Origin of the sequence: Paenibacillus ginsengarvi (genome assembly GCF_003626695.1) — a bacterium.
Taxonomy (GTDB): Bacteria; Bacillota; Bacilli; order Paenibacillales; family NBRC-103111; genus Paenibacillus_AB; species Paenibacillus_AB ginsengarvi.
This window is the reverse complement of the sequence record NZ_RBAH01000017.1, coordinates 130412-149872: the sequence shown is the minus strand read 5'-3', so window position 1 is coordinate 149872 and position 19461 is coordinate 130412. Positions and strand designations below refer to the sequence as shown.

General features: G+C 56.4%; 18 protein-coding genes. 16 read left to right on the top strand and 2 right to left on the bottom strand.

What is annotated here, in order from left to right; translation table 11 throughout:
- Nucleotides 1–104 precede the first annotated feature (104 nt).
- Nucleotides 105–902, bottom strand: coding sequence for a class I SAM-dependent methyltransferase (locus D7M11_RS22060; protein ID WP_120749428.1), 798 nt, complete (start codon nucleotides 900–902; stop codon nucleotides 105–107).
- A 221-nt stretch (nucleotides 903–1123) separates the two neighbouring features.
- Here D7M11_RS22060 and D7M11_RS22055 point away from each other — a divergent pair, with 221 nt between their 5' ends.
- From D7M11_RS22055 to odhB, 12 genes are all read left to right on the top strand, one after another.
- On the top strand, nucleotides 1124–1651 hold the full coding sequence (locus D7M11_RS22055) for a YqeG family HAD IIIA-type phosphatase (protein WP_120749427.1): 528 nt from the start codon (nucleotides 1124–1126) through the stop codon (nucleotides 1649–1651).
- On the top strand, nucleotides 1648–2763 hold the full coding sequence (gene yqeH, locus D7M11_RS22050) for a ribosome biogenesis GTPase YqeH (RefSeq protein ID WP_120749426.1): 1116 nt from the start codon (nucleotides 1648–1650) through the stop codon (nucleotides 2761–2763). Before D7M11_RS22055 ends, yqeH begins: the two co-directional genes overlap by 4 nt.
- A gap of 53 nt (nucleotides 2764–2816) precedes the next feature.
- Nucleotides 2817–3668, top strand: a complete 852-nt coding sequence (gene aroE / locus D7M11_RS22045) for a shikimate dehydrogenase (protein ID WP_120749425.1) — start codon at nucleotides 2817–2819, stop codon at nucleotides 3666–3668.
- A gap of 51 nt (nucleotides 3669–3719) precedes the next feature.
- Nucleotides 3720–4010, top strand: coding sequence for a ribosome assembly RNA-binding protein YhbY (gene yhbY, locus D7M11_RS22040; RefSeq protein ID WP_120749424.1), 291 nt, complete (start codon nucleotides 3720–3722; stop codon nucleotides 4008–4010).
- A 14-nt stretch (nucleotides 4011–4024) separates the two neighbouring features.
- Nucleotides 4025–4612, top strand: a complete 588-nt coding sequence (locus tag D7M11_RS22035; protein WP_120749423.1) for a nicotinate-nucleotide adenylyltransferase — start codon at nucleotides 4025–4027, stop codon at nucleotides 4610–4612.
- Nucleotides 4602–5195: a bis(5'-nucleosyl)-tetraphosphatase (symmetrical) YqeK gene (gene yqeK, locus D7M11_RS22030; protein ID WP_120749422.1), complete on the top strand. Its 594-nt coding sequence runs from the start codon at nucleotides 4602–4604 to the stop codon at nucleotides 5193–5195. The genes D7M11_RS22035 and yqeK overlap by 11 nt, the downstream gene beginning before the upstream one ends.
- A 61-nt stretch (nucleotides 5196–5256) precedes the next feature.
- Nucleotides 5257–5604 (top strand): ribosome silencing factor, encoded by a 348-nt coding sequence (rsfS, locus tag D7M11_RS22025; protein WP_120749421.1) that lies wholly within the window; start codon nucleotides 5257–5259, stop codon nucleotides 5602–5604.
- A complete protein-coding gene (locus D7M11_RS22020; protein WP_120749420.1) occupies nucleotides 5601–6497 on the top strand; it encodes a CvfB family protein in 897 nt (298 codons plus the stop codon). The genes rsfS and D7M11_RS22020 overlap by 4 nt, the downstream gene beginning before the upstream one ends.
- A gap of 232 nt (nucleotides 6498–6729) precedes the next feature.
- Nucleotides 6730–7551, top strand: coding sequence for a class I SAM-dependent DNA methyltransferase (locus D7M11_RS22010; RefSeq protein ID WP_120749418.1), 822 nt, complete (start codon nucleotides 6730–6732; stop codon nucleotides 7549–7551).
- A 6-nt stretch (nucleotides 7552–7557) separates the two neighbouring features.
- The gene (locus D7M11_RS22005; RefSeq protein WP_120749417.1) at nucleotides 7558–8202 is read left to right on the top strand and encodes an HD domain-containing protein; all 645 of its coding nucleotides are present in this window, start codon (nucleotides 7558–7560) and stop codon (nucleotides 8200–8202) included.
- 223 nt (nucleotides 8203–8425) lie between these two features.
- The gene (locus tag D7M11_RS22000) at nucleotides 8426–11323 is read left to right on the top strand and encodes a 2-oxoglutarate dehydrogenase E1 component (RefSeq protein WP_120749416.1); all 2898 of its coding nucleotides are present in this window, start codon (nucleotides 8426–8428) and stop codon (nucleotides 11321–11323) included.
- On the top strand, nucleotides 11316–12587 hold the full coding sequence (gene odhB / locus D7M11_RS21995; RefSeq protein WP_120749415.1) for a 2-oxoglutarate dehydrogenase complex dihydrolipoyllysine-residue succinyltransferase: 1272 nt from the start codon (nucleotides 11316–11318) through the stop codon (nucleotides 12585–12587). Before D7M11_RS22000 ends, odhB begins: the two co-directional genes overlap by 8 nt.
- A gap of 76 nt (nucleotides 12588–12663) precedes the next feature.
- Here odhB and D7M11_RS21990 read toward each other — a convergent pair whose 3' ends face one another.
- Nucleotides 12664–13092: an SRPBCC family protein gene (locus D7M11_RS21990; protein ID WP_120749414.1), complete on the bottom strand. Its 429-nt coding sequence runs from the start codon at nucleotides 13090–13092 to the stop codon at nucleotides 12664–12666.
- Nucleotides 13093–13486: 394 nt separating this feature from the next.
- On the opposite strand from D7M11_RS21990, the gene glgB reads away from it, so the two are divergent.
- From glgB to glgA, 4 genes are read left to right on the top strand one after another with little or no spacing between them, the layout of a single operon-like run.
- Entirely contained in the window at nucleotides 13487–15406 is a 1920-nt protein-coding gene (gene glgB, locus D7M11_RS21985) for a 1,4-alpha-glucan branching protein GlgB (RefSeq protein ID WP_120749413.1), read from the top strand.
- 52 nt (nucleotides 15407–15458) lie between these two features.
- The gene (locus D7M11_RS21980; protein WP_120749412.1) at nucleotides 15459–16625 is read left to right on the top strand and encodes a glucose-1-phosphate adenylyltransferase; all 1167 of its coding nucleotides are present in this window, start codon (nucleotides 15459–15461) and stop codon (nucleotides 16623–16625) included.
- Nucleotides 16622–17734: a glucose-1-phosphate adenylyltransferase subunit GlgD gene (glgD, locus tag D7M11_RS21975; protein ID WP_193556254.1), complete on the top strand. Its 1113-nt coding sequence runs from the start codon at nucleotides 16622–16624 to the stop codon at nucleotides 17732–17734. Before D7M11_RS21980 ends, glgD begins: the two co-directional genes overlap by 4 nt.
- Entirely contained in the window at nucleotides 17731–19326 is a 1596-nt protein-coding gene (gene glgA, locus D7M11_RS21970) for a glycogen synthase GlgA (RefSeq protein WP_420818438.1), read from the top strand. The genes glgD and glgA overlap by 4 nt, the downstream gene beginning before the upstream one ends.
- Nucleotides 19327–19461 lie beyond the last annotated feature (135 nt).

The window sequence follows — 19461 nt, the reverse complement described above, 5'->3', positions numbered from 1 at the left end:
TAGCAAAAGACCTCGGCATCCACCGATATGTGGAGGCTGAGGTCTTTCTTGTGCTGACCGGTTATGCAGCGGGCTGTTTCGAGCGCTTGCCGCCGCCCGGGAAATCAATTTTTCAGCGCCAGAATAACCGAAAGCGACGTCGATTTGGCGAAAATGCCCGACGGCTCGATCGTTAGCAAAGCTTCGGTCAAATCCGCCTCGAACTCTTTCGTTCGCCCGCCGAACAGCCGGGGAGAAGCGTAAGAGGTCGAATACAAATAGCCGATCAGCGAACGCATGTCCCATTGCACGGTGTAAGGGGGCAGACGATGGCGTTCCACGCGGAACCGCGACCGCTCGACAATCGTCCCATGGGAATGTTCGGGATGGGAATAGGTCGAGTTTCCGGCTCTTCGCTGCTCGCCGAGCCATTTTCGAATGACGCACTGGACCGTTTCCTCCCACGGCAGCATCTTCCGGTCGGGGTCGTAATTGTCGATGATCGCAATGCCTCCACCTTCGCAGACTAGAGGGTATAACGTCTCGAGCGTTTGATCCCGATCCATCCAATGAAACGACAATGCCATCAGAACGAGGCGAAAATAATCGCTCCGCCAGCCGTTTGGAAAATGAGGAGCAAATCCGGTAGTCCAGTTGGCATTACTGATTCTAGTCTCGAGGGTCAGCCTCTCCGCCTCGGCGATCATTTCCGGTTCCGCGTCAAGGCCGTGCAGCTCTTCGAACCAGTCGGCGAAGCGAAGCGTGAGCCGCCCGGTGCCGCAGCCGATATCGAGCAGCCGCCCCGAACCGTCCAGACGAAACCGGCTAACGAGAAAACGTACGAGCGCAGCCGGATATACCGGCCGATACAGCGAGTAATAACCCGCCGTATCCTTGAACAGCAAATCTCCGTATTTGTTCATTCGTGCCACCTCCGTATGTGGTTAGGATGTCGTTCGTTTCTACGATGTAAACTGTAAGCCGAATCGCTGCGGCGAAGCAACGGAAAAAATCGATATAGCCATGAATCGGCTGCGAGCGGGCCGCCTTGCCCAGCACGGCTTGCGAATCCCTTTTGCAGGGGGTGCACTTCTATGGTATAGTTTGTCGTATATATGAGGATATAAAGGAGCTTGAGTGGCATTTGATAAAAAAATTAATTCCACAAAAAAGCGTCCGATCGATTTATGAAATCGACGTGTTAGCATTATGGAACAGCGGGATTCGAGGTATTATTACCGATCTGGACAATACGCTGGTCGGCGCGAAGCGGCCCGACGCGACGCCGGAGCTGCTGGACTGGCTCAAACGGCTGAAGGCGATCGGCTTTCAGGTCGTGATCGTCTCCAACAACAACAGGGTCCGCGTCTCGCGGTTTTCCGATCCGCTCTCGATTCCTTACATATTCCGGGCGAAGAAGCCCGGGAATTCGGCGTTTCGCCGGGCGATGGAGATGATGTCGCTTCCTCCGGGGCAAACGGTTATGATCGGCGACCAGATGCTGACCGATGTGCTCGGAGGCAACCGGCTCGGGTTGTTTACGATACTGGTAAGCCCGATCGAGCTTCGCGACGAAGGTTTTTTTACGAAGGTGAACCGGCGTATCGAGAAAGTGGCGTTGTCCTGGATGAAGCGCAAAGGATGGATGGAGTGGGAGGACACGCGGCAATGACGAACGAAACTGCAACCAAATGCGCCGGCTGCGGCGTGGCGATTCAGACGGAATCGCCGGAGAAGCTGGGGTACACGCCCCCGGCAGCATTAACGAAAGAGACCGTGCTGTGCCAGCGCTGTTTCCGCATCAAAAATTACAATGAAATCAGCTCGGTGACGCCAAATCAGGACGATTTTCTGAAAATATTGGGCGGGATCGGCGAGAAGCGGGCTTTGGTCGTTCATATCGTCGATCTGTTCGACTTCGAGGGCAGCCTGATTGCCGGACTTCACCGGTTTATCGGGCAAAATCCGGTTATTCTCGTCGTGAACAAAATCGACCTGCTGCCGAAGGCGATCAACGTGAACCGGATTTTGAACTGGGTGCAAAAGCAGGCCAAGGAAAACGGCATACGCACCTCTGAGGTCGTGCTGTGCAGCGCCAAAAAAAATATCGGCTTCGATCGCGTCATCGAGGCGATCTCCAGCTACCGCGGGGACCGGGATGTATATGTAGTCGGGGCGACAAATGTCGGCAAGTCCACGCTCATCAACCGGATTATCCGCGAGTACAGCGATCTGGAAGCGGAACTGACGACATCGCCCTTCCCGGGAACGACGCTCGATCTCGTCCAAATTCCGCTGGATGACGGCCGTTATATGATCGATACGCCTGGAATCGTATATTCGCACCGGCTGACGGAGATTATCGATAAGCAGGATTTGAAGACGGTGCTGCCGGACAAACCGATCAAGCCGTCGGTGTTTCAATTAAACGAGAAACAGACGCTGTTTTTCGGTGCGTTCGCCCGTTTCGATTTCGTTCAAGGCCAGCGGCAATCGTTCACCTGTTACGTTTCGAACGCAGTGCCGATTCATCGCACGAAGCTGGACAATGCGGACGACCTGTATGCGGCCCATAAAGGGGAGATGCTGTCCCCGCCGACAGCGGATCGGATCGGCGATCTGCCTCCGCTCGTAAAGCATGCTTACCGGATTCCGAAAGGAAGCTCGAGCGAGGTGCTTATATCCGGTTTGGGGTGGATTGCCGTTAACAGCGATGCGGGAGCGCAAATCGTCATCCATGCGCCCAAGGGCGTCAAGGTTGCAGTGCGCAGCTCGCTGATTTAGGGCGCTTTCCGGTGAAAGCTGCCATAGTTTTACGGGAACGGGGAGAACAGCGGATGAACGAGTGGGTAATGAATACGGGAACGGTGATGCACGGCGTCTTCGGCGATCCGATCAAGCATTCCAAGTCGCCGATCATGCATAACCGCGCCTTTCGCGAACTTGGACTAAATGCGGCTTATGCCGCGTTTCATATTAAACCGGGCCGGCTGAAGGACGCGGTTGCCGGCATTCGCGCGATGCAGTTTCGCGGAGTTAACGTCACGATTCCGCATAAGCTGGAAGTGATGGATTACTTGGACGAGATTCATCCGGACGCGCTTGCGATCGGGGCGGTCAATACGATTGTAAACGACGACGGCAAGCTGACCGGTTGCAATACCGATGGAATCGGCTATGTTCGTTCCTTGAGAGAAGAGGCGGGCTTTCATGTGGCCGGCAAAAAGGTGCTGATGCTCGGCGCCGGCGGGGCCGCGCGGGGTGTCGCCTATTCGCTGGCGAAGGAAGGGGCGGCCGCCGTTTATATCGCCAACCGTACCGTTTCCAAAGCCGAGCAGCTCGCCGAATCGATTCGTCCGTTTACGAAGTCGGAAGGTATGGGCTACGAGGCAATCGAGGATATCAGAGGCGACATCGATCTGATCGTGCATAATACGGAAGTCGGCATGCATCCTAACGTGAACGAGGTGCTGATCGATACGTCCTGGTTCCACGAAGGACTTACCGTCAGCGACATCGTATACAATCCGCTCGTCACCCGGCTGCTTCGTGAAGCCGAGGAGAGAGGCGCCAGAACGCATGGCGGTCTGGGCATGTTTATATACCAGGGGGCGTATGCATTCGAATATTGGACCGGGCGCGAGGCGCCGGTGCAAGCGATGCGCGAAGCCGTGCTGGCCGCATTTTAAGAGAAATCAAGTCGTAACGGCAAAATTGGAGCTTTGAGGGGAACGATCTATATGTTGACAGGGAAGCAAAAACGTTTTTTACGGTCGCAGGCGCACCATCTGGACCCGATTTTTCAAGTCGGCAAGGGCGGGGTTAATGACCATTTGATTACTCATATTCAAGAAGCGCTTGAAGTGCGCGAGCTGATTAAAGTATCCGTTCTTAACAACTGCCTGGAGGACAGCGACGAGGTAGCCGAGGCTTTGTCTTCCAGGGCGGGCGCGGAGCTTGTTCAGCGAATCGGCAAAACGATCGTGCTGTACAAGGAGTCGAAGGAAAACAAAAAGATAGAGCTCCCTTAAGGAGTTGTCGGGACATGTTGACAGGTATCATGGGAGGGACCTTCGATCCGATTCATACCGGCCATCTGCTGGCCGCGGAGCGGGCGAGGGAGGAAGCGGGGCTGGACGAAGTCTGGTTTATGCCGGCAGGAACGCCGCCGCACAAGCCGAACGCGCCGAAGGCGCCGGCCCGTCACCGGCTCGGCATGGTGGAGGCCGCCATCGCGGGAAACCGCTATTTCCGGGCGGAGCCGATCGAGCTTCACCGCGACGGACCGTCGTATACCGTCGATACGATGAAGGAGCTTAAGGAGCTGTATCCCGATCGCGATTTTTATTACATTATCGGAGCGGATATGGTGCAGTACTTGCCGCATTGGGTTCGCATTAACGAGCTTGCGGCGATGGTCCGTTTTATCGGTCTGGCCCGGCCGGGCTATTCGGCGGATACCGGTTCGCTTCCCGCCGAGCTTCGATCAAGCGTGATCTCCATACCGATGCCGCAGGTCGACATTTCCTCCACGATGATCCGGGATATGCGCTCCCGGGGGAGATCGGTCAAGTATCTCGTTCCGGATGCGGTATTAGCTTATATCGAGGAGAATCGGCTGTATGAATCGTGATTTCTTGATGGAAGAGACGAAAAGCCAGATGCCGACGAGACGCTGGGAGCATACGCTCGGCGTCATGAGCTCTGCGGTCAAGCTGGCGAAGCGGTTCGGAGCCGACCCGGACCGGGCGGAGCTGGCCGCGCTGCTGCACGACTATTGCAAATATTGGCCGATCGCCGAGCAGCGCAGCGAGTACGAGTTGGCAGGCCTTGAGCCCGATCTGCTTCGCTACGATCCGCAGCTTATTCACGGACCGCTGGCGGCGGAGATCGTGAATCGGCGTTACGGTATCAAGGATGCGGAAGTGCTGGATGCAATCCGTTACCACACTTCGGGGCGGGAAGCGATGACGCTGCTCGATAAGATCGTCTGTTTGGCCGACTACATCGAGCCGGGACGCGATTTTCCCAGTGTGGATGCTATACGCGAAATGGCCGAGCATAGCCTCGAGAGGGCGCTTGTCGCCGGCTTTGATTCGACGATCCAGTTTCTGTTGAATAAGGGAAAAAAAGTGTACCCGCTGACGCTGGCCGCACGCAACGCGCTGATCGACGAGCTCAATCGCACGAATCCAAGCGACGGTGCGGCGGAATAATAAGTTAGAATCGAAAATACGCTACGAAGAAAAACGTCACTTTTTGGGGTGAAAACTATTGATGAAAGTAACACCGGATCATCTTTTGAACGAAGTCGTGAAAGCCGTCGAAGATAAAAAAGCGCATAATCTCGTTGTGCTGAACTTGAAGGGCATATCGCTCGTAGCCGACTATTTTGTGATTTGCCACGGCAACTCGGATACGCAAGTACAAGCGATTGCCCACGAGGTTCGCAAGGTGGCTAACGAACACAACGTCCCGCTGCGCGGTTTGGAAGGCTTTGATGCGGCGAGGTGGGTGCTTGTCGACTTGGGCGATGTGGTCGTGCATATATTCCATCGCGACGAACGCGAATATTATAACATCGAACGGCTTTGGTCCGATGCGAAAGTGGTTGAGCTTGTATGAAGTCTGCTGAAGACAGAATGGATGCGGGCACGATAGTAACGCTGCAAATCGCGCGGGAAGTGCCGCCAAACGGCTATTTTCTCACGAACGGTACGCGGGATGTGCTGCTGCATTACAGCGAGGTTGTCGGCAGCGTCAAGCCCGGCGACAACGTGGATGTGTTCCTGTTCCACGATACGGAGGACCGGATCACCGCAACGATGCGCAAGCCGCTCATTCAGCTCGGCGAAGTGAAGCTGCTGGAGGTAGCCGACATTCATCCGAGGTTCGGCTGCTTTCTGGAAATGGGACTTGGACGCCAACTGTTGCTGCCGGCCTCCGAATTGCCGGAAGCGAAGGAGCTGCACCCGAAGCCGGGCGATCGCGTGTATGTGCTGCTGGCGCATGACCGTCAGGGCCGGATGACCGCGAAGCTGGCCGGGGAGCGCGAGCTTTCCGCCCTTTCATTCCGGGCGCCTGAAGCGTGGAAAAACACCAATGTGGATGCAATCGTGTACAAGCCGCTGCAGATGGGAACGTTCGTCGTATGCGACGGCGGGGTGCTCGGCTTCGGCGCTATCGGCATGATCCATGAGAAGGAGCGGACGCGTCCGCTGCGACTCGGGGAGACGGTTCAAGTTCGCGTCGTTTTTGTCCGCGACGACGGCCGCGTCAACCTGTCGACGCGCCAGCCGAAGCAGATCGGGCGAGTGGAGGACGCGGACCGGATTTTGGCGTTCTTACGGGAGCGGCCGAACGGGGCGATGCCGTACTCCGACGAAACGTCGGCCGATATTATTACCGCGAGATTCGGCATCAGCAAAGCCGCGTTCAAACGTGCCGTCGGCAAGCTGATGAAGGACGGGCTGGTGACGCAGCAAGGCAGCTGGACTCATTTGAAAAAGGAAGAGTAAAGCCTCCGTGCGGTTGCTGCTTGTAGCGGCCTATGTGGATAAGGCGGTTATACCGATTGTATTCAAGCCGCTGAGGGCGGCTTTTTTCTTGAACATCATTAGAATTGAAAAGGTTAGGGGCTCCCCGCAAAGTATTTGGAATAAGCTTCGAAGCCTACTCTTCACTTTGTGGGGTATATTCAATAGACCGGGGCCGGGCGGTGAACAGGAACCGGCATAAGGGAGGGTCTTTATGCCATACGGACAATTTGCGTACATCTACGACAGACTGATGGACGATATGCCTTATCCGCAATGGGTCCGATTCATTCGCGGATGCTGGGAGAGCTACGGCAAGCCGAAGACGGTTGCCGATCTCGGCTGCGGGACGGGCAATATTTCGATCCCGCTCGCGCAATCGGGCTTGCAAGTGTTCGCCATCGATTTGTCCGACGATATGCTCGCCGTTGCCCAAGACAAGACCGAGCAGCAGCAGCGGCTGTTTCCGTTTGCGCCCGGCGGAGCCGTCACCTGGCTGCAGCAGGATATGCGCGAGTGGGAGCTTGCGGAGCCGGTCGATTCGGTCATTTCCTGCTGCGACAGCATCAATTATTTGACCGAGGAAGAAGATCTGGCTTTATTGTTTCGGCAAACGTATGCGGGCTTGAAAGACGGAGGCACTTTTATATTCGACGTTCATACGGAGGGACAGCTCATCTCGTATGCGGATATGCAGCCATTTACCTTAAATGACGACGACGTCTCCTATATTTGGACGAGCGATCTGGATGAAGAACGATGCGAGATTGAGCACGATCTGACGATATTCGTTCGCGAGGCGGAATGGTTTCCGCAGCAGACTCAAGCTGACGCCGTCGCAAATGCGGGCGAGGACGAGATGCCGCGTTACATCCGAATTGACGAGAGACACGTACAGCGGGCGTATCCGCTATCCAGGCTGGAGCAGCTGCTGCAACAGGCCGGTTTTTCGCAGGTGCATCTATTTGCCGACTTCGTCCGAAAAGCGCCGACAGCTGAGACAGAGCGAGCGTTTTTCGTTTGCGTGAAGGGATAGGGTGGTATGAAACACAGCGAGATTCTGGAGCAGGCGGCGAAATTCGCCAAATCCGTACACGCTGGCGACGCATCCGGGCACGACTGGCCCCATATCGAACGAGTGGTCCGTATGGCGAGAACGATAGGCGCGGCCGAGCAGGCGGATTCGTTTATATGCGAGCTGGCCGCCCTGCTGCATGACGTTGCCGACGAGAAGCTGAATCCGAGCAAAGCGATCGGTCTAGCCAAGGTGCAGGGCTGGCTGGACTCGCAGCCGATCGATGCTGCAGTGAAGGACGAGGTAGTCGAGATTATAGCGACGATGTCCTATAGCGGAGGGGCGGAGGGGATGCGGACGCTCGAAGGGCGGGTCGTTCGCGATGCGGACCGGCTCGATGCGATCGGCGCGATCGCGATTGCGCGGACGTTCGTTTACGCCGGCTGGAAGGGGCATCCGATACACGATCCCGAGCTGCCGCCGCGCGAGTTCATGACGAAGGAGCAGTACCGCAGCGGCAAAACGACGGCAATCAATCATTTTTACGAGAAGCTGCTCAAGCTGAAAGGCTTGCTCCATACGGAAACGGCCCGAGCGATTGCCGAAGAGCGGCACAAGTTCATGGAAAGTTATTTGTTGCAGTTTCATAACGAATGGAATGGGGCACTCTAATAGCCGGAGATCATTCGGCTAATGTTGCCCCATTTTTTTCCGTCCCCGGACTCCAATTGCGACAAAATGCCGACATTTGCGATTCATATCAAAATTAGAACGATATAATGCTTTTTAAGTTATTTAAAATATGATTTGTTTCGCTTATACTGGTCTTACTAGTGGTATGTCCTTCGCATCCGGCGAGGCGTTCCGCCAATAGCATTCAGGGGGTTATAGTTCAATGAAGACTGGGGATTCGAACTTGGAGAAGCTGTGGCGCACTTACTACGGCCCCAATCTTGGTTATGTGCAGGAACAATATGAACGTTATGCGGCCGACCCCGAATCCGTGGACCGGACTTTCCGGGACTTGTTCGAACGCTTGGGCGCGCCGCCCCATATAGTATCATCGGAAGATGGCGTATCCTCGTCTTCGTCCGCGCCCGCTGCCGAAGCGGGCATGAATCCGGAGCTGGTGAAGAAGGCCGTAGCGGCCGGCAAGCTCGTATGGAACATTCGCACGTACGGCCATCTTGCCGCGAATATCGATCCGCTGCAAATCGGACCGAACTCCGACACGCGGCTGCTCGAGCCCGAAACATACGGGCTGGACGAGGAAGATTTGAGACGGCTTCCGGCCTCCCTCATCTGGGAAAATGCTTCCGGCGACGCCGTTACCGGCTGGGATGCGGTACGAAAGCTTCGGCAAGCGTATACGCAATCGATTGCCTATGAATTCAGCCACGTTCACGAGGAGCGCGAGCGCGACTGGCTGAACAAACGGGTGGAAGCGATCACCCCGGTATCCGATAAGCTGAACAAGCAGGAGCAGGAGGACCTTCTCCGCCGTCTCGTGCAGACGGAGCAGTTCGAAGCGTTCCTGCATCGCACATTCGTCGGACAGAAGCGATTTTCCGTCGAAGGGAACGATTCGCTTATTCCGGTTCTGGACGAAATCGTCCGCTCGGTTGCGAAAGAGGGCGGCAAACATATTTTGATGGGCATGGCCCACCGCGGCCGGCTTAATGTGCTTGCGCATGTGCTCGGCAAGCCGTATTCGAAAATTTTTGCCGAATTCCATCATTCGCCCAACCGCGACCTGGTTCCGTCGGAAGGATCGACGGGCATCAACTACGGCTGGACGGGCGACGTTAAATACCATCTGGGCGCGGATCGTTCCGTAGAAGAGGAAGAGGGCCGCCGAATTCGGCTTACTCTCGCGAACAACCCAAGCCATCTCGAGTATGTCAACCCGGTTGTCGAAGGCTTTACGAGAGCTGCGCAGGAAGACCGGAGCAGCCGAGGCAACCCGGTGCAGGACGAGAGCCTTGCGGCTGCCGTCATTATGCACGGCGACGCCGCTTTTGCCGGAGAAGGCATCGTAGCCGAGACACTGAACTTTACGCGTCTGCCGGGCTATAAGAACGGCGGTACGATCCATATTATCGTCAACAACCGGATCGGCTTCACGACCGAAAGCGAAGATTCCCGTTCGACTCATTATGCGAGCGACCTGGCGAAAGGTTTCGAGATTCCGATCGTGCACGTCAACGCGGACGATCCCGAGGCTTGCGTGGCTGCGGCCCGCATCGCATGCGAGTTCCGCGAACGGTTCAAAAAAGATTTCCTGATCGATCTGATCGGTTACCGCAGATACGGCCATAACGAGTCGGACGATCCGGAAACGACGCAGCCGCTCATCTATGAAACGGTGCGCAATCATCCGACGGCTGCTACGCTATACGGAAAGAAGCTCGCTCAAGACGGTGTGCTCAGCGAAGACCAGGTGGAAGCGATGAAACGCGAAGTGATCGCGCAAATGCAGGTCGCCTACGAAGAAATGCTGAACAGCGGCGAAAAAGGAAACGGCAATCAAGCCGACTATGCCGCAGACGGGCAAACTTCCCGTGGGGTGACGCCGGTTTCGATTGAGACGCTGCGCGACATCAACAGCGAGCTGCTGAAGCGCCCGGAAGGCTTCCGCACGTATCCGAAGCTGCAGCGCATTTTGGAACGCCGCGCAAACGCCCTGAACGATGGAGAGAAAGTCGACTGGGCGCTTGCTGAAACGCTAGCCTTAGCCACGATTTTGGCTGACGGCCAGCCGATCCGGATCAGCGGCCAGGATTCCCAGCGCGGTACGTTCGCGCACCGCAACCTCGTCCTGCACGACACGGTGACGGGGGAACTGTACTGCCCGCTGCATGCGCTGCCGCAGGCGAAAGCTTCGTTTGCGATTCACAACAGTCCGCTTTCCGAAGCTTCGGTAATCGGCTTCGAGTACGGGTATAACGTTTTCGCACCGGAAACGTTCGTCATTTGGGAAGCGCAATACGGCGACTTCGCCAATGCCGGCCAAGTCATCATCGACCAATTTTTGTCCGCGGGCCGCGGCAAATGGCGGCAAAAGTCGTCGCTAACGATGCTGCTGCCGCACGGCTACGAAGGGCAAGGACCGGAGCATTCGAGCGCCCGTCTGGAAAGATATTTGCAGCTGTCCGGCGAAGAAAACTGGACGGTTGTCAATATGACCCGGGCTTCGCAATATTACCATTTGCTGCGCAAGCAAGCAGCATCGACACAAACGGAGGAAGCGCGTCCGCTGATCGTAATGGCGCCGAAAAGCCTGATCCGCAATCCGCGCGTCGTATCGCCCGGCAAAGATCTGGTCGAGGGCTCGTTCCAGCCGGTGCTGGAGCAGCCGGGACTCGGCGATCATCCGCAGCGGGTCGAACGGCTCGTGCTCTGCTGTGGCAAAGTCGCCATCGATCTAGAGGAAGCTTTGCAAAGCGCCGAAGGAACCGACTGGAGCTGGCTGCACGTGGCCCGCACCGAGCAGTTGTATCCGTTCCCGGCCGAAGAGATCCGGAGCATCATCGCGCGTTATCCGAACCTGCAGGAAATCGTCTGGATGCAGGAAGAGCCGCGCAATATGGGCGCATGGAGCTTTATGGAGCCGCGCATCCGCGATGTGGCGCCTGAGCGTGTAATCGTGCGTTATGTCGGCAGACCGGAGCGCTCCAGTACGGCGAGCGGTTACCAGACCGTGCACACCTTCGAACAACGCCAGCTGCTGGCGGGTGCGATGGATCGCAGCTTGTTCCAAAACGAACGTCAAGGAGGCCCTGTTCATGTCTGACATCAAAGTTCCCGAAATGGGCGAATCGATAACAGAAGGCGCAATAGCGAAATGGGTAGTAAAGGTCGGGGACCAAGTGAACCAGGGCGATATGCTGGTCGAGCTCGAAACCGATAAAGTCAATCTGGAAGTAAACGCCGATCGTTCAGGCGTCATCGAAGAAATTCGCAGAGTGGAAGGCGATGTCGTGCAAGTAGGCGAAGTGATCGGAACGATCCGCGAAGGCGCGGTTTCCGGACAACCGGCCGCGTCCGAGCCGGCTCCTGCTGCGGCTCCTGCAGCACCGGCGGCTTCGGCACCGGCAGCAGTTGCCGTACCGGCACCGGCTCCTGCCGCGGAACAAGCAGGGGCGCTTGTCGCTTCCCCTGCTGCTAGAAAGCTTGCAAGGGAACAAGGAATTGATCTGCAGCGGGTTAACCCGGTCGATCCGAACGGCCGCATTAACCGCAGCGACGTATCGGCGTTCCGCGAGCCTGCAGCAGCGCCGCAAGCCGCCAAGCCGCAAATCGAGCCTGTTTTTTCGAACCGTTCCTCGGGTGGAACGGTGCTGGACGATCCGGCCAAGCCGATCGAAGTCGTGCGCATGTCGCGCCGCCGTCAAACGATCGCGACCCGCCTCGTAGAAGCGCAGCGGACGGCTGCGATGCTGACGACGTTTAACGAAGTCGACATGACGAAAATCCTCGACATCCGCAAACGCCGCAAGCAGTCGTTCCAGGAAAAGAACGATATCGGCCTCGGCTTCATGTCGTTCTTTACGAAGGCAGTCGTCGGCGCTTTGAAGAAATTCCCGCTGCTTAACGCGGAAATCGACGGTGACCAGCTGCTTGTTAAGAAGTTTTATGACATCGGCATCGCCGTATCGGCGAAGGAGGGCCTTGTCGTGCCGGTCGTCCGCGATGCGGATCGTCTTGGCTTCGCCGAGATCGAACGTTCGATCGCCGATTTGGCAGGCAAAGCGCGTACAAACTCGCTTGCCTTGTCCGATCTGCAAGGCGGAACGTTCTCGATCACGAACGGCGGTATTTTCGGCTCGCTGATGTCGACGCCGATCCTGAATACGCCGCAGGTCGGCATCCTCGGCATGCACAAAATCCAATGGCGCCCTGTCGCTTTGGACGAGCAGCGGATGGAAAACCGGCCGATGATGTACATCGCTCTGTCTTATGACCACCGGATCGTAGACGGCAGCGAAGCCGTCCGCTTCCTGGTAACGGTGAAGGAGCTTCTTGAAGATCCGGAATCGCTGCTTATTGAAGGCTAAGCCAAGACGCATAAGAACGGACTCAAGACTGTCACGCCCCTGCGGGGAGCGCGGCAGTCTTTTTCTCCGGGCTATGTTAAAACTTACGTTTTTGATAGGGGATACCTTCGCCATCTTCACAATAGGATTTGAGACTATAAAGGAAAATAGCCCAGTTGTAGTTACAGGAGCGATAAAATGGCGTTACTTCTTTCCAGTTCATATGCCGCAAAGTGATAAAAGACTTCCCGTTCTTCTCTTGAATATCAAAGGAAATAATCGTCCCAATCCATTCCGGATCTGAATCTATACACTGCCAAACGACTTTTTCATTAACGATCAATTCCTCTATTCTCATCTTAGTTATGTCATCGCTGCCAAATCGAAATTCATTAATAAAGCCAATTTGATTATTAACTAGGAGTTCATTGGTCCATATTTCCGACAGTCCTTCAGCGGTGGTTAACGTTTCATACACCTTCGACGCTGGAACATGTACGGTTTGCAAGTGCTCGATATTTGCCATGTCTTACTCCCTTCTAACTGCAATAATTAGGTTTGGTGCTAATGATAACAAATGATGAATATAATAGTTTCTTTTGCATTGCTATGTTGCCGCCGTTCTCCAGGATGGGCAGGGGAACCCAAATGGTTTTTTTGGCGAATTTTTATTGCTCGTGTGAGGAATATTGTCGTTTTATGAAAGGTAGTGATGAAAATAATGATGGGAATGTTGAACAACGTCTAAAAGGACGGAGAAAAATGAGAACATTCGTCTATTTTTATAATTATAATGAAAATGGGGTTGAAATCATTTATAATAATAGGTGCAGATGTTCAATTTGTGTTATATATGTTAACAAATAATTAACATTTTCTTGACTTGATGTTTTTGCGGCTAGGAGGTGCCTCGCAAGGATATGACAACCGCTTCGCTCTGTATCGCCCCCGAGGATTTGTATTTGTACAATCATGGCCAGTTGTTTCGGGCGTACCGCACCTTCGGCGCTCACCTGCACGAACGCGGCGGAGTGACCGGCGTCAGATTTACCGTATGGGCGCCGCATGCCGAGGAAGTCCGGGTTGTCGGGCATTTCAATGAATGGCAGGGGGGACGTAATCCGCTTGAGAGAATGGGGACGACCGGCGTATGGAGCTGTTTTGTGCCGGGCCTCGAAGAAGGGGCGCTTTACAAGTACGAAATCGTCGGACCCGGCGGAAACATCCGGCATAAAGCCGACCCGTTCGCTTTCCGCGCGGAACGGAGACCCGGCACATCCTCGGTCGTAGCCCGTCTGGACGGCTACATATGGACCGACGCAAGCTGGATGAAACGAAAAACGAAGAAGCCCCCGTACGGACAGCCGATGCTCATCTACGAAGTGCATCTCGGCTCCTGGCGGGCGGACGGTCCGGAGTTGTTCCGCACCTATGCCGATCTGGCCGACGAACTGGTCGAGTACGTTTCGGCACACGGATTTACCCATATCGAGCTGCTTCCGATTACGGAGCACCCGCTCGACCGATCGTGGGGCTATCAGACGACAGGTTACTTCGCGGCGACAAGCCGGTACGGTCCGCCGGAAGGGCTGCAGCTGCTTGTGGACCGCTGTCACCGGCACGGCATCGGCGTATTGCTGGATTGGGTGCCCGGTCATTTTTGCAAGGACGATCACGGCCTCAGGCTGTTTGACGGCACCACGCTGTATGAAGACGCCGACCCGAGAAGGGCGGAGAAGTCGCTTTGGGGAACGCTAGCCTTCGACTTCGGCAAGCCGGAGGTACACAGCTTTCTCATCTCGAACGCGCTCTTTTGGCTGGACGTGTATCATATCGACGGATTCCGCGTAGACGCCGTCGCCAGCATGCTCGACCTGCGATTCGACAAGCCGGCTCACCAGCATACCCGCAACCGCCACGGCGGCTGGGAACACCTCGAGGCGCTTGACTTTTTACGTAAACTGAACGAAACGGTTTATCGCTATTACCCCGATACGCTTATGATGGCCGAAGATTCGTCCGCTTGGCCGGGCGTTACGTCGCCGACCTATGCCGGCGGTCTCGGTTTCAACTACAAATGGAACATGGGCTGGATGAACGACATCCTGCGATATATGGAAGCCGATCCTGCCGACAGACAATCCCTGCACCACTGCGTTACGTTCTCGATGATGTACGCCTACTCCGAAAATTACATCCTGCCCCTCTCTCATGATGAAGTCGTTCATGGCAAACGATCCTTACTTCTCAAAATGCCAGGCACCTACGAAGAAAAATTTGCGAATTTGCGTTTGTTTTATGGGTATTTCCTTTGTTTTCCCGGCAAAAAGCTGCTGTTTATGGGCGGCGAATTCGGTCAATACGACGAATGGAAAGATGCGGAGACGCTCGACTGGCAACTGCTCGACTACCCGATGCACGCCTCGATGCACCGCTGCGTACAGGATTTGATCCGGCTGTACGGGTCCCGGCCTGTACTCTGGGAATGCGATCACGAGCCGCGAGGCTTCCGGTGGATTGATGCGGACAATGCCGGGCAAAGCGTCGTCTCCTTTGTCCGCAGAGGGGTCAAGTCGCGGGCGCATGCGATCGTCATCTGCAACTTTTCGCGCACCGATTATCCCCGTTTCCGAATCGGGGTCCCTTCGGCTTCCGCTTATCGCGTCGTCTTCAACAGCGATGCAGCCGAATACGGCGGCGCCGGGCGATCCATGCCGCCGCTTGTGAAGGCGAACAAGATTAAGCAACACGAGATGCCGCACAGCATCGAACTGCCCGTACCGCCGCTTACCTGCCTCGTGCTCGAACCGGCCTCCGGTGCAAAAGAGCGGCAACCGTGACCATCGAATGCAAGTTGTTGCAAGCAACCACAACTTCAAGGGGGAATCCGATATGCGCCGCAATGAATGTTTGGCTATGCTGCTGGCTGGCGGAGAAGGTAGGAGACTTGGCGTTTTGACGAAAGATTCGGCCAAACCGGCGGTTCATTTTGGAGGCAAGTACCGGATTATCGATTTTGCGCTCAGCAATTGTGCCAATTCTCGAATCGAAACGGTCGGCGTGCTAACCCAGTATCAGCCGCTCGTGCTGAACCGTCACTTGGGAATCGGCAGTCCGTGGGGGCTAGACCGGAGAGACGGAGGCATGCACGTGCTTCCCCCGTATGTACGCCAGAAGGGCGGAGACTGGTATAAAGGCACGGCCAACGCGATTTACCAAAATATCGGCTTTATCGAGCGGTACGATCCCGAGTACGTGCTCGTCATTTCCGCCGATCATATTTATAAGATGGACTATAACGACCTGCTGGAGACGCATAAGAAAAACCGGGCGGATGCCACGATCGCGGTTATCACGGTGCCGTGGGCGGATGCAAGCCGGTTCGGCATCATGAGCGTGGACGAGAGCGGCCGCATTACGCAGTTTACGGAAAAGCCGCCGCAGCCCGACAGCAATCTGGCGTCGATGGGCGTTTATATATTTTCATGGCCGGCGCTGCGAGAGGCGCTGCTGCGCGACGCGGCGGACCGGACGTCGTCGGGCGATTTCGGCAAGGACGTCATACCGGCGCTGCTGGCCGGAGGGTCACGCCTGTACAGTCACCGGTTCGATGGGTATTGGAAGGATGTCGGTACGATCGACAGCCTGTGGGAGGCGAATATGGATTTGTTGGACGACAAACCCGCGCTTGATCTGGCCGACCGTTCCTGGCGCATTTATTCGGCCAATCCGAATCGTCCGGCTCAGTACATCTCTCCTGCCGCCTCTATTCAAAGCTCGCTGATCAACGAGGGCTGCATCGTCGAGGGACGGGTAAACCGTTCGGTGCTGTTCCACGGGGCAAGAGCCGGAGCGGGCTGTCTGATCGAGGAATCGGTCATTATGCCCGGAGCGTATATCGGCCGGGGAGCCAAGGTAATCCGGGCGATCGTCGGCGAAGGTGCGGTCGTCGGCGAAGGCTGCCAGGTGGGCAGCTTCGATTCGGCGGAAATCGCCATCGTCGCGTGCGGCTCGGTCGTTTCGGCCCAAACTGCGCTAGAGGAGGCGAATCCGGCATGAAACTACCTATGATGGGTGTCATCAATCTGATTCACGAGACGGAGCAAATGGGTCCGTTAACGCTCGAGCGCTGCCTTGCCACCGTTCCTTTCGGAAGCCGCTACCGTCTGATCGATTTCGTGTTGTCCTCGATGGTGAACTCCGGCGTACCGAACGTTGCCGTATTTGCACATACGAAATACCGTTCGCTGATGGATCATCTCGGCTCGGGCAGCAACTGGGATTTGCACCACAAAAAAGGCGGCTTGTTCGTACTGCCGCCGGCGATGGACAATCAGGCCGACTTCGGCAAGGGCGACTTGTATCATTTTTACCGTCATCTCGACTACTTCTCCCGCAGCGCGCAGGAATATGTCGTCGTCGCTCGCAGCCATATGGTGTGCAATGTCGACTTCGGCGAGGTGCTGAGCCATCATCTGGACCGGGGAGCGGATATTACGGTCGTCTGCAAGGAGTGGCCGCGTGCGAATACGGGGCTGACGCGCAAGGTGCGGGCCGATGCGGACGGGCGCGTGCTGGAGATGCAGGATCATTTCGGCACGCTGGTGAGCGATCTCGTCTCGATGGAAATGTATATCATGCGCAAGGAACTGCTGATGGAGCTCGTTCAGTCATCGCTGGCGCAAGGGAAAGACCATCTGGTCCGCCATGCGATCCAGAGCCGCCTCTCCGAACTAAACGTGAGCGTCTACAAGCATGAGGGAAGACTTGCGGTCGTTAATAACATACCTTCGTTTTATCGCCACAATATGGAGCTGCTCGATCCGGATGTCTGGAACGATCTGTTTTACCGCCCCGGACCGATCTATACGAAGGTGAAGGACGAACCGCCGACCCGGTACCGGCGCGGCTCGGAAGCGGTCCATTCGCTGATCGCGAACGGCTGCGAGATCGAAGGAGCCGTGTACGGCAGCATTTTATTCCGCGGCGTCAAAGTACGGCCGGGAGCGGTCATCAGCAATTGTATCGTCATGCAGAACAGCGTCATCGGCGAAGACAGCTCGCTCGAAAACTGCATTCTCGACAAGGAGGTCGAGGTGCGGCCGTTAAAAGGGCTGAAGGGATCGGCTGAAACGCCGTTCGTCGCCATGAAGCGGAACGTCATATGACCGTCATTCGCGCACAGGATCGGAGGGGCTTAACAATGAAAGTTTGGTTTGCCGCGTCGGAGGCGGCTCCGCTCGTCAAAACGGGCGGGCTGGCCGACGTCATAGGCGCACTGCCGAAATCGCTCGCCAAAACGGGCGTGGAGGTGACGGTCGTCCTGCCGAAGTACGGCGATATCCCGGCCGAGTATATGGATGGCGCGGTTACGCTGGACACGTTCCGCGTCTCGCTCGGCTGGCGCAGCCAGTACTGCGGGCTGCTGGAGACGGAGATCGGCGGCATACGTTATTTGCTTATCGATAACGAATATTATTTCAAGCGCGGCGGGCTGTACGGATACGGGGACGATGCGGAGCGCTTCGTCTTTTATGCCCTGGCGTTCATGGAAGCTTTGCGGCGTACGGATGAGGTGCCGGATCTTGTGCACGCCCACGACTGGCAGGCGGGGCTTATCCCGTTTCTGCTGCGGACGCGTTATTCGTATCTGCCGAAGCTGAGAGAGGTTCGTACCGTTTATACGATCCACAATCTGATGTATCAGGGCGTATTTTCACGCGAGCTGCTGCAGGACTTGCTGGCTGTCGGCGACGAGATGTTCACGGCGGACGGCCTGGAGTTTTACGGCGCGGGGAATTGTATGAAAGCGGGGCTCCGGTACGCGGACAAGCTGACGACGGTCAGTCCCGCCTACGCCGAGGAAATCCAGTCGGAGCCGTTCGGGGAGAAGCTGGACGGCCTGCTGCGGCAGCGCGCCGACGATTTGAGCGGCATCGTTAACGGCATCGATACGGACAGCTACGATCCGATGACCGATCCGCATCTCAAGGCGCCTTTCCGCAGCTCGCTGGCCAAGAAACGGTTGAACAAAACGGCTTTGCAGCAAGAGCTCGGCCTAGCGGTTGATGGCGCGATTCCGCTGATCGGCATCGTGTCGAGGCTGGTCAGGCAAAAGGGCTTCGATCTGCTCGCCGAGGCGCTGCCTCAGCTTATGGAGGAAGGCGTGCAGCTGGCGGTGCTCGGCTCCGGCGACCCCGATATCGAGGCGCTGCTGCGCGAGGCGGAAGAGCGGTATCCGGGCCGCGTCGCGACGTGGTTCGGCTTTAACGAAGGGCTCGCCCGGCGTATTTATGCCGGAGCGGATATGTTCTTGATGCCTTCGCGCTTCGAGCCGTGCGGACTGAGCCAGCTCATATCGCTGCGCTACCGGACTGTGCCGGTCGTTCGCGAAACCGGCGGCCTGCGCGATACGGTAACCCCGTACAACGAACATACAGGGGACGGGGACGGTTTTACATTTGGACCGGCGGCGGCTCACGATCTGCTGTATACGGTACGGCGGGCGATCGGCTTCTATGGCGACCGGGAAACGTGGCAGCGCATCGTGGCGAACGGGGCGAAGAAGGATTACGGCTGGGATGCCTCCTCGAAACTATATCGCGATCTGTACAGAAGCCTTGCGGCGAAGGCGGAAGCGGCAGTTGATGCGGAGGCCGACTTGAAAGCAGATACGGAAGCCGATTCGAAAGCAGAAACGGCAGTTGAAACGGAAACAGAAACGGAAGTTGATACGAAAGTGGCGCATATGCCAATGTAACGACAAAGCGCAGGGAGGGGATGTAGCGCGAGGCGTAAATTACGCGGTGCCTTCCGTCCCTCGCGAACATTCTGTTACTGGCAGCGGCGCCTCCATAAGCCGAATTTGCACGAGGTTCAGCGGCTACGATGGCCG

Coding starts and splice junctions, on each gene's coding strand:
- rsfS (WP_120749421.1), top strand. CDS start 5,257: ATGAAAGTAACACCGGATCATCTTTTGAACGAAGTCGTGAAAGCCGTC.
- glgA (WP_420818438.1), top strand. CDS start 17,731: ATGACCGTCATTCGCGCACAGGATCGGAGGGGCTTAACAATGAAAGTT.
- odhB (WP_120749415.1), top strand. CDS start 11,316: ATGTCTGACATCAAAGTTCCCGAAATGGGCGAATCGATAACAGAAGGC.
- yqeK (WP_120749422.1), top strand. CDS start 4,602: ATGAATCGTGATTTCTTGATGGAAGAGACGAAAAGCCAGATGCCGACG.
- D7M11_RS21980 (WP_120749412.1), top strand. CDS start 15,459: ATGCGCCGCAATGAATGTTTGGCTATGCTGCTGGCTGGCGGAGAAGGT.
- D7M11_RS22010 (WP_120749418.1), top strand. CDS start 6,730: ATGCCATACGGACAATTTGCGTACATCTACGACAGACTGATGGACGAT.
- D7M11_RS22005 (WP_120749417.1), top strand. CDS start 7,558: ATGAAACACAGCGAGATTCTGGAGCAGGCGGCGAAATTCGCCAAATCC.
- D7M11_RS22000 (WP_120749416.1), top strand. CDS start 8,426: ATGAAGACTGGGGATTCGAACTTGGAGAAGCTGTGGCGCACTTACTAC.
- D7M11_RS22020 (WP_120749420.1), top strand. CDS start 5,601: ATGAAGTCTGCTGAAGACAGAATGGATGCGGGCACGATAGTAACGCTG.
- D7M11_RS22035 (WP_120749423.1), top strand. CDS start 4,025: ATGTTGACAGGTATCATGGGAGGGACCTTCGATCCGATTCATACCGGC.
- D7M11_RS22060 (WP_120749428.1), bottom strand. CDS start 902: ATGAACAAATACGGAGATTTGCTGTTCAAGGATACGGCGGGTTATTAC.
- glgB (WP_120749413.1), top strand. CDS start 13,487: ATGACAACCGCTTCGCTCTGTATCGCCCCCGAGGATTTGTATTTGTAC.
- yqeH (WP_120749426.1), top strand. CDS start 1,648: ATGACGAACGAAACTGCAACCAAATGCGCCGGCTGCGGCGTGGCGATT.
- D7M11_RS21990 (WP_120749414.1), bottom strand. CDS start 13,092: ATGGCAAATATCGAGCACTTGCAAACCGTACATGTTCCAGCGTCGAAG.
- glgD (WP_193556254.1), top strand. CDS start 16,622: ATGAAACTACCTATGATGGGTGTCATCAATCTGATTCACGAGACGGAG.
- yhbY (WP_120749424.1), top strand. CDS start 3,720: ATGTTGACAGGGAAGCAAAAACGTTTTTTACGGTCGCAGGCGCACCAT.
- aroE (WP_120749425.1), top strand. CDS start 2,817: ATGAACGAGTGGGTAATGAATACGGGAACGGTGATGCACGGCGTCTTC.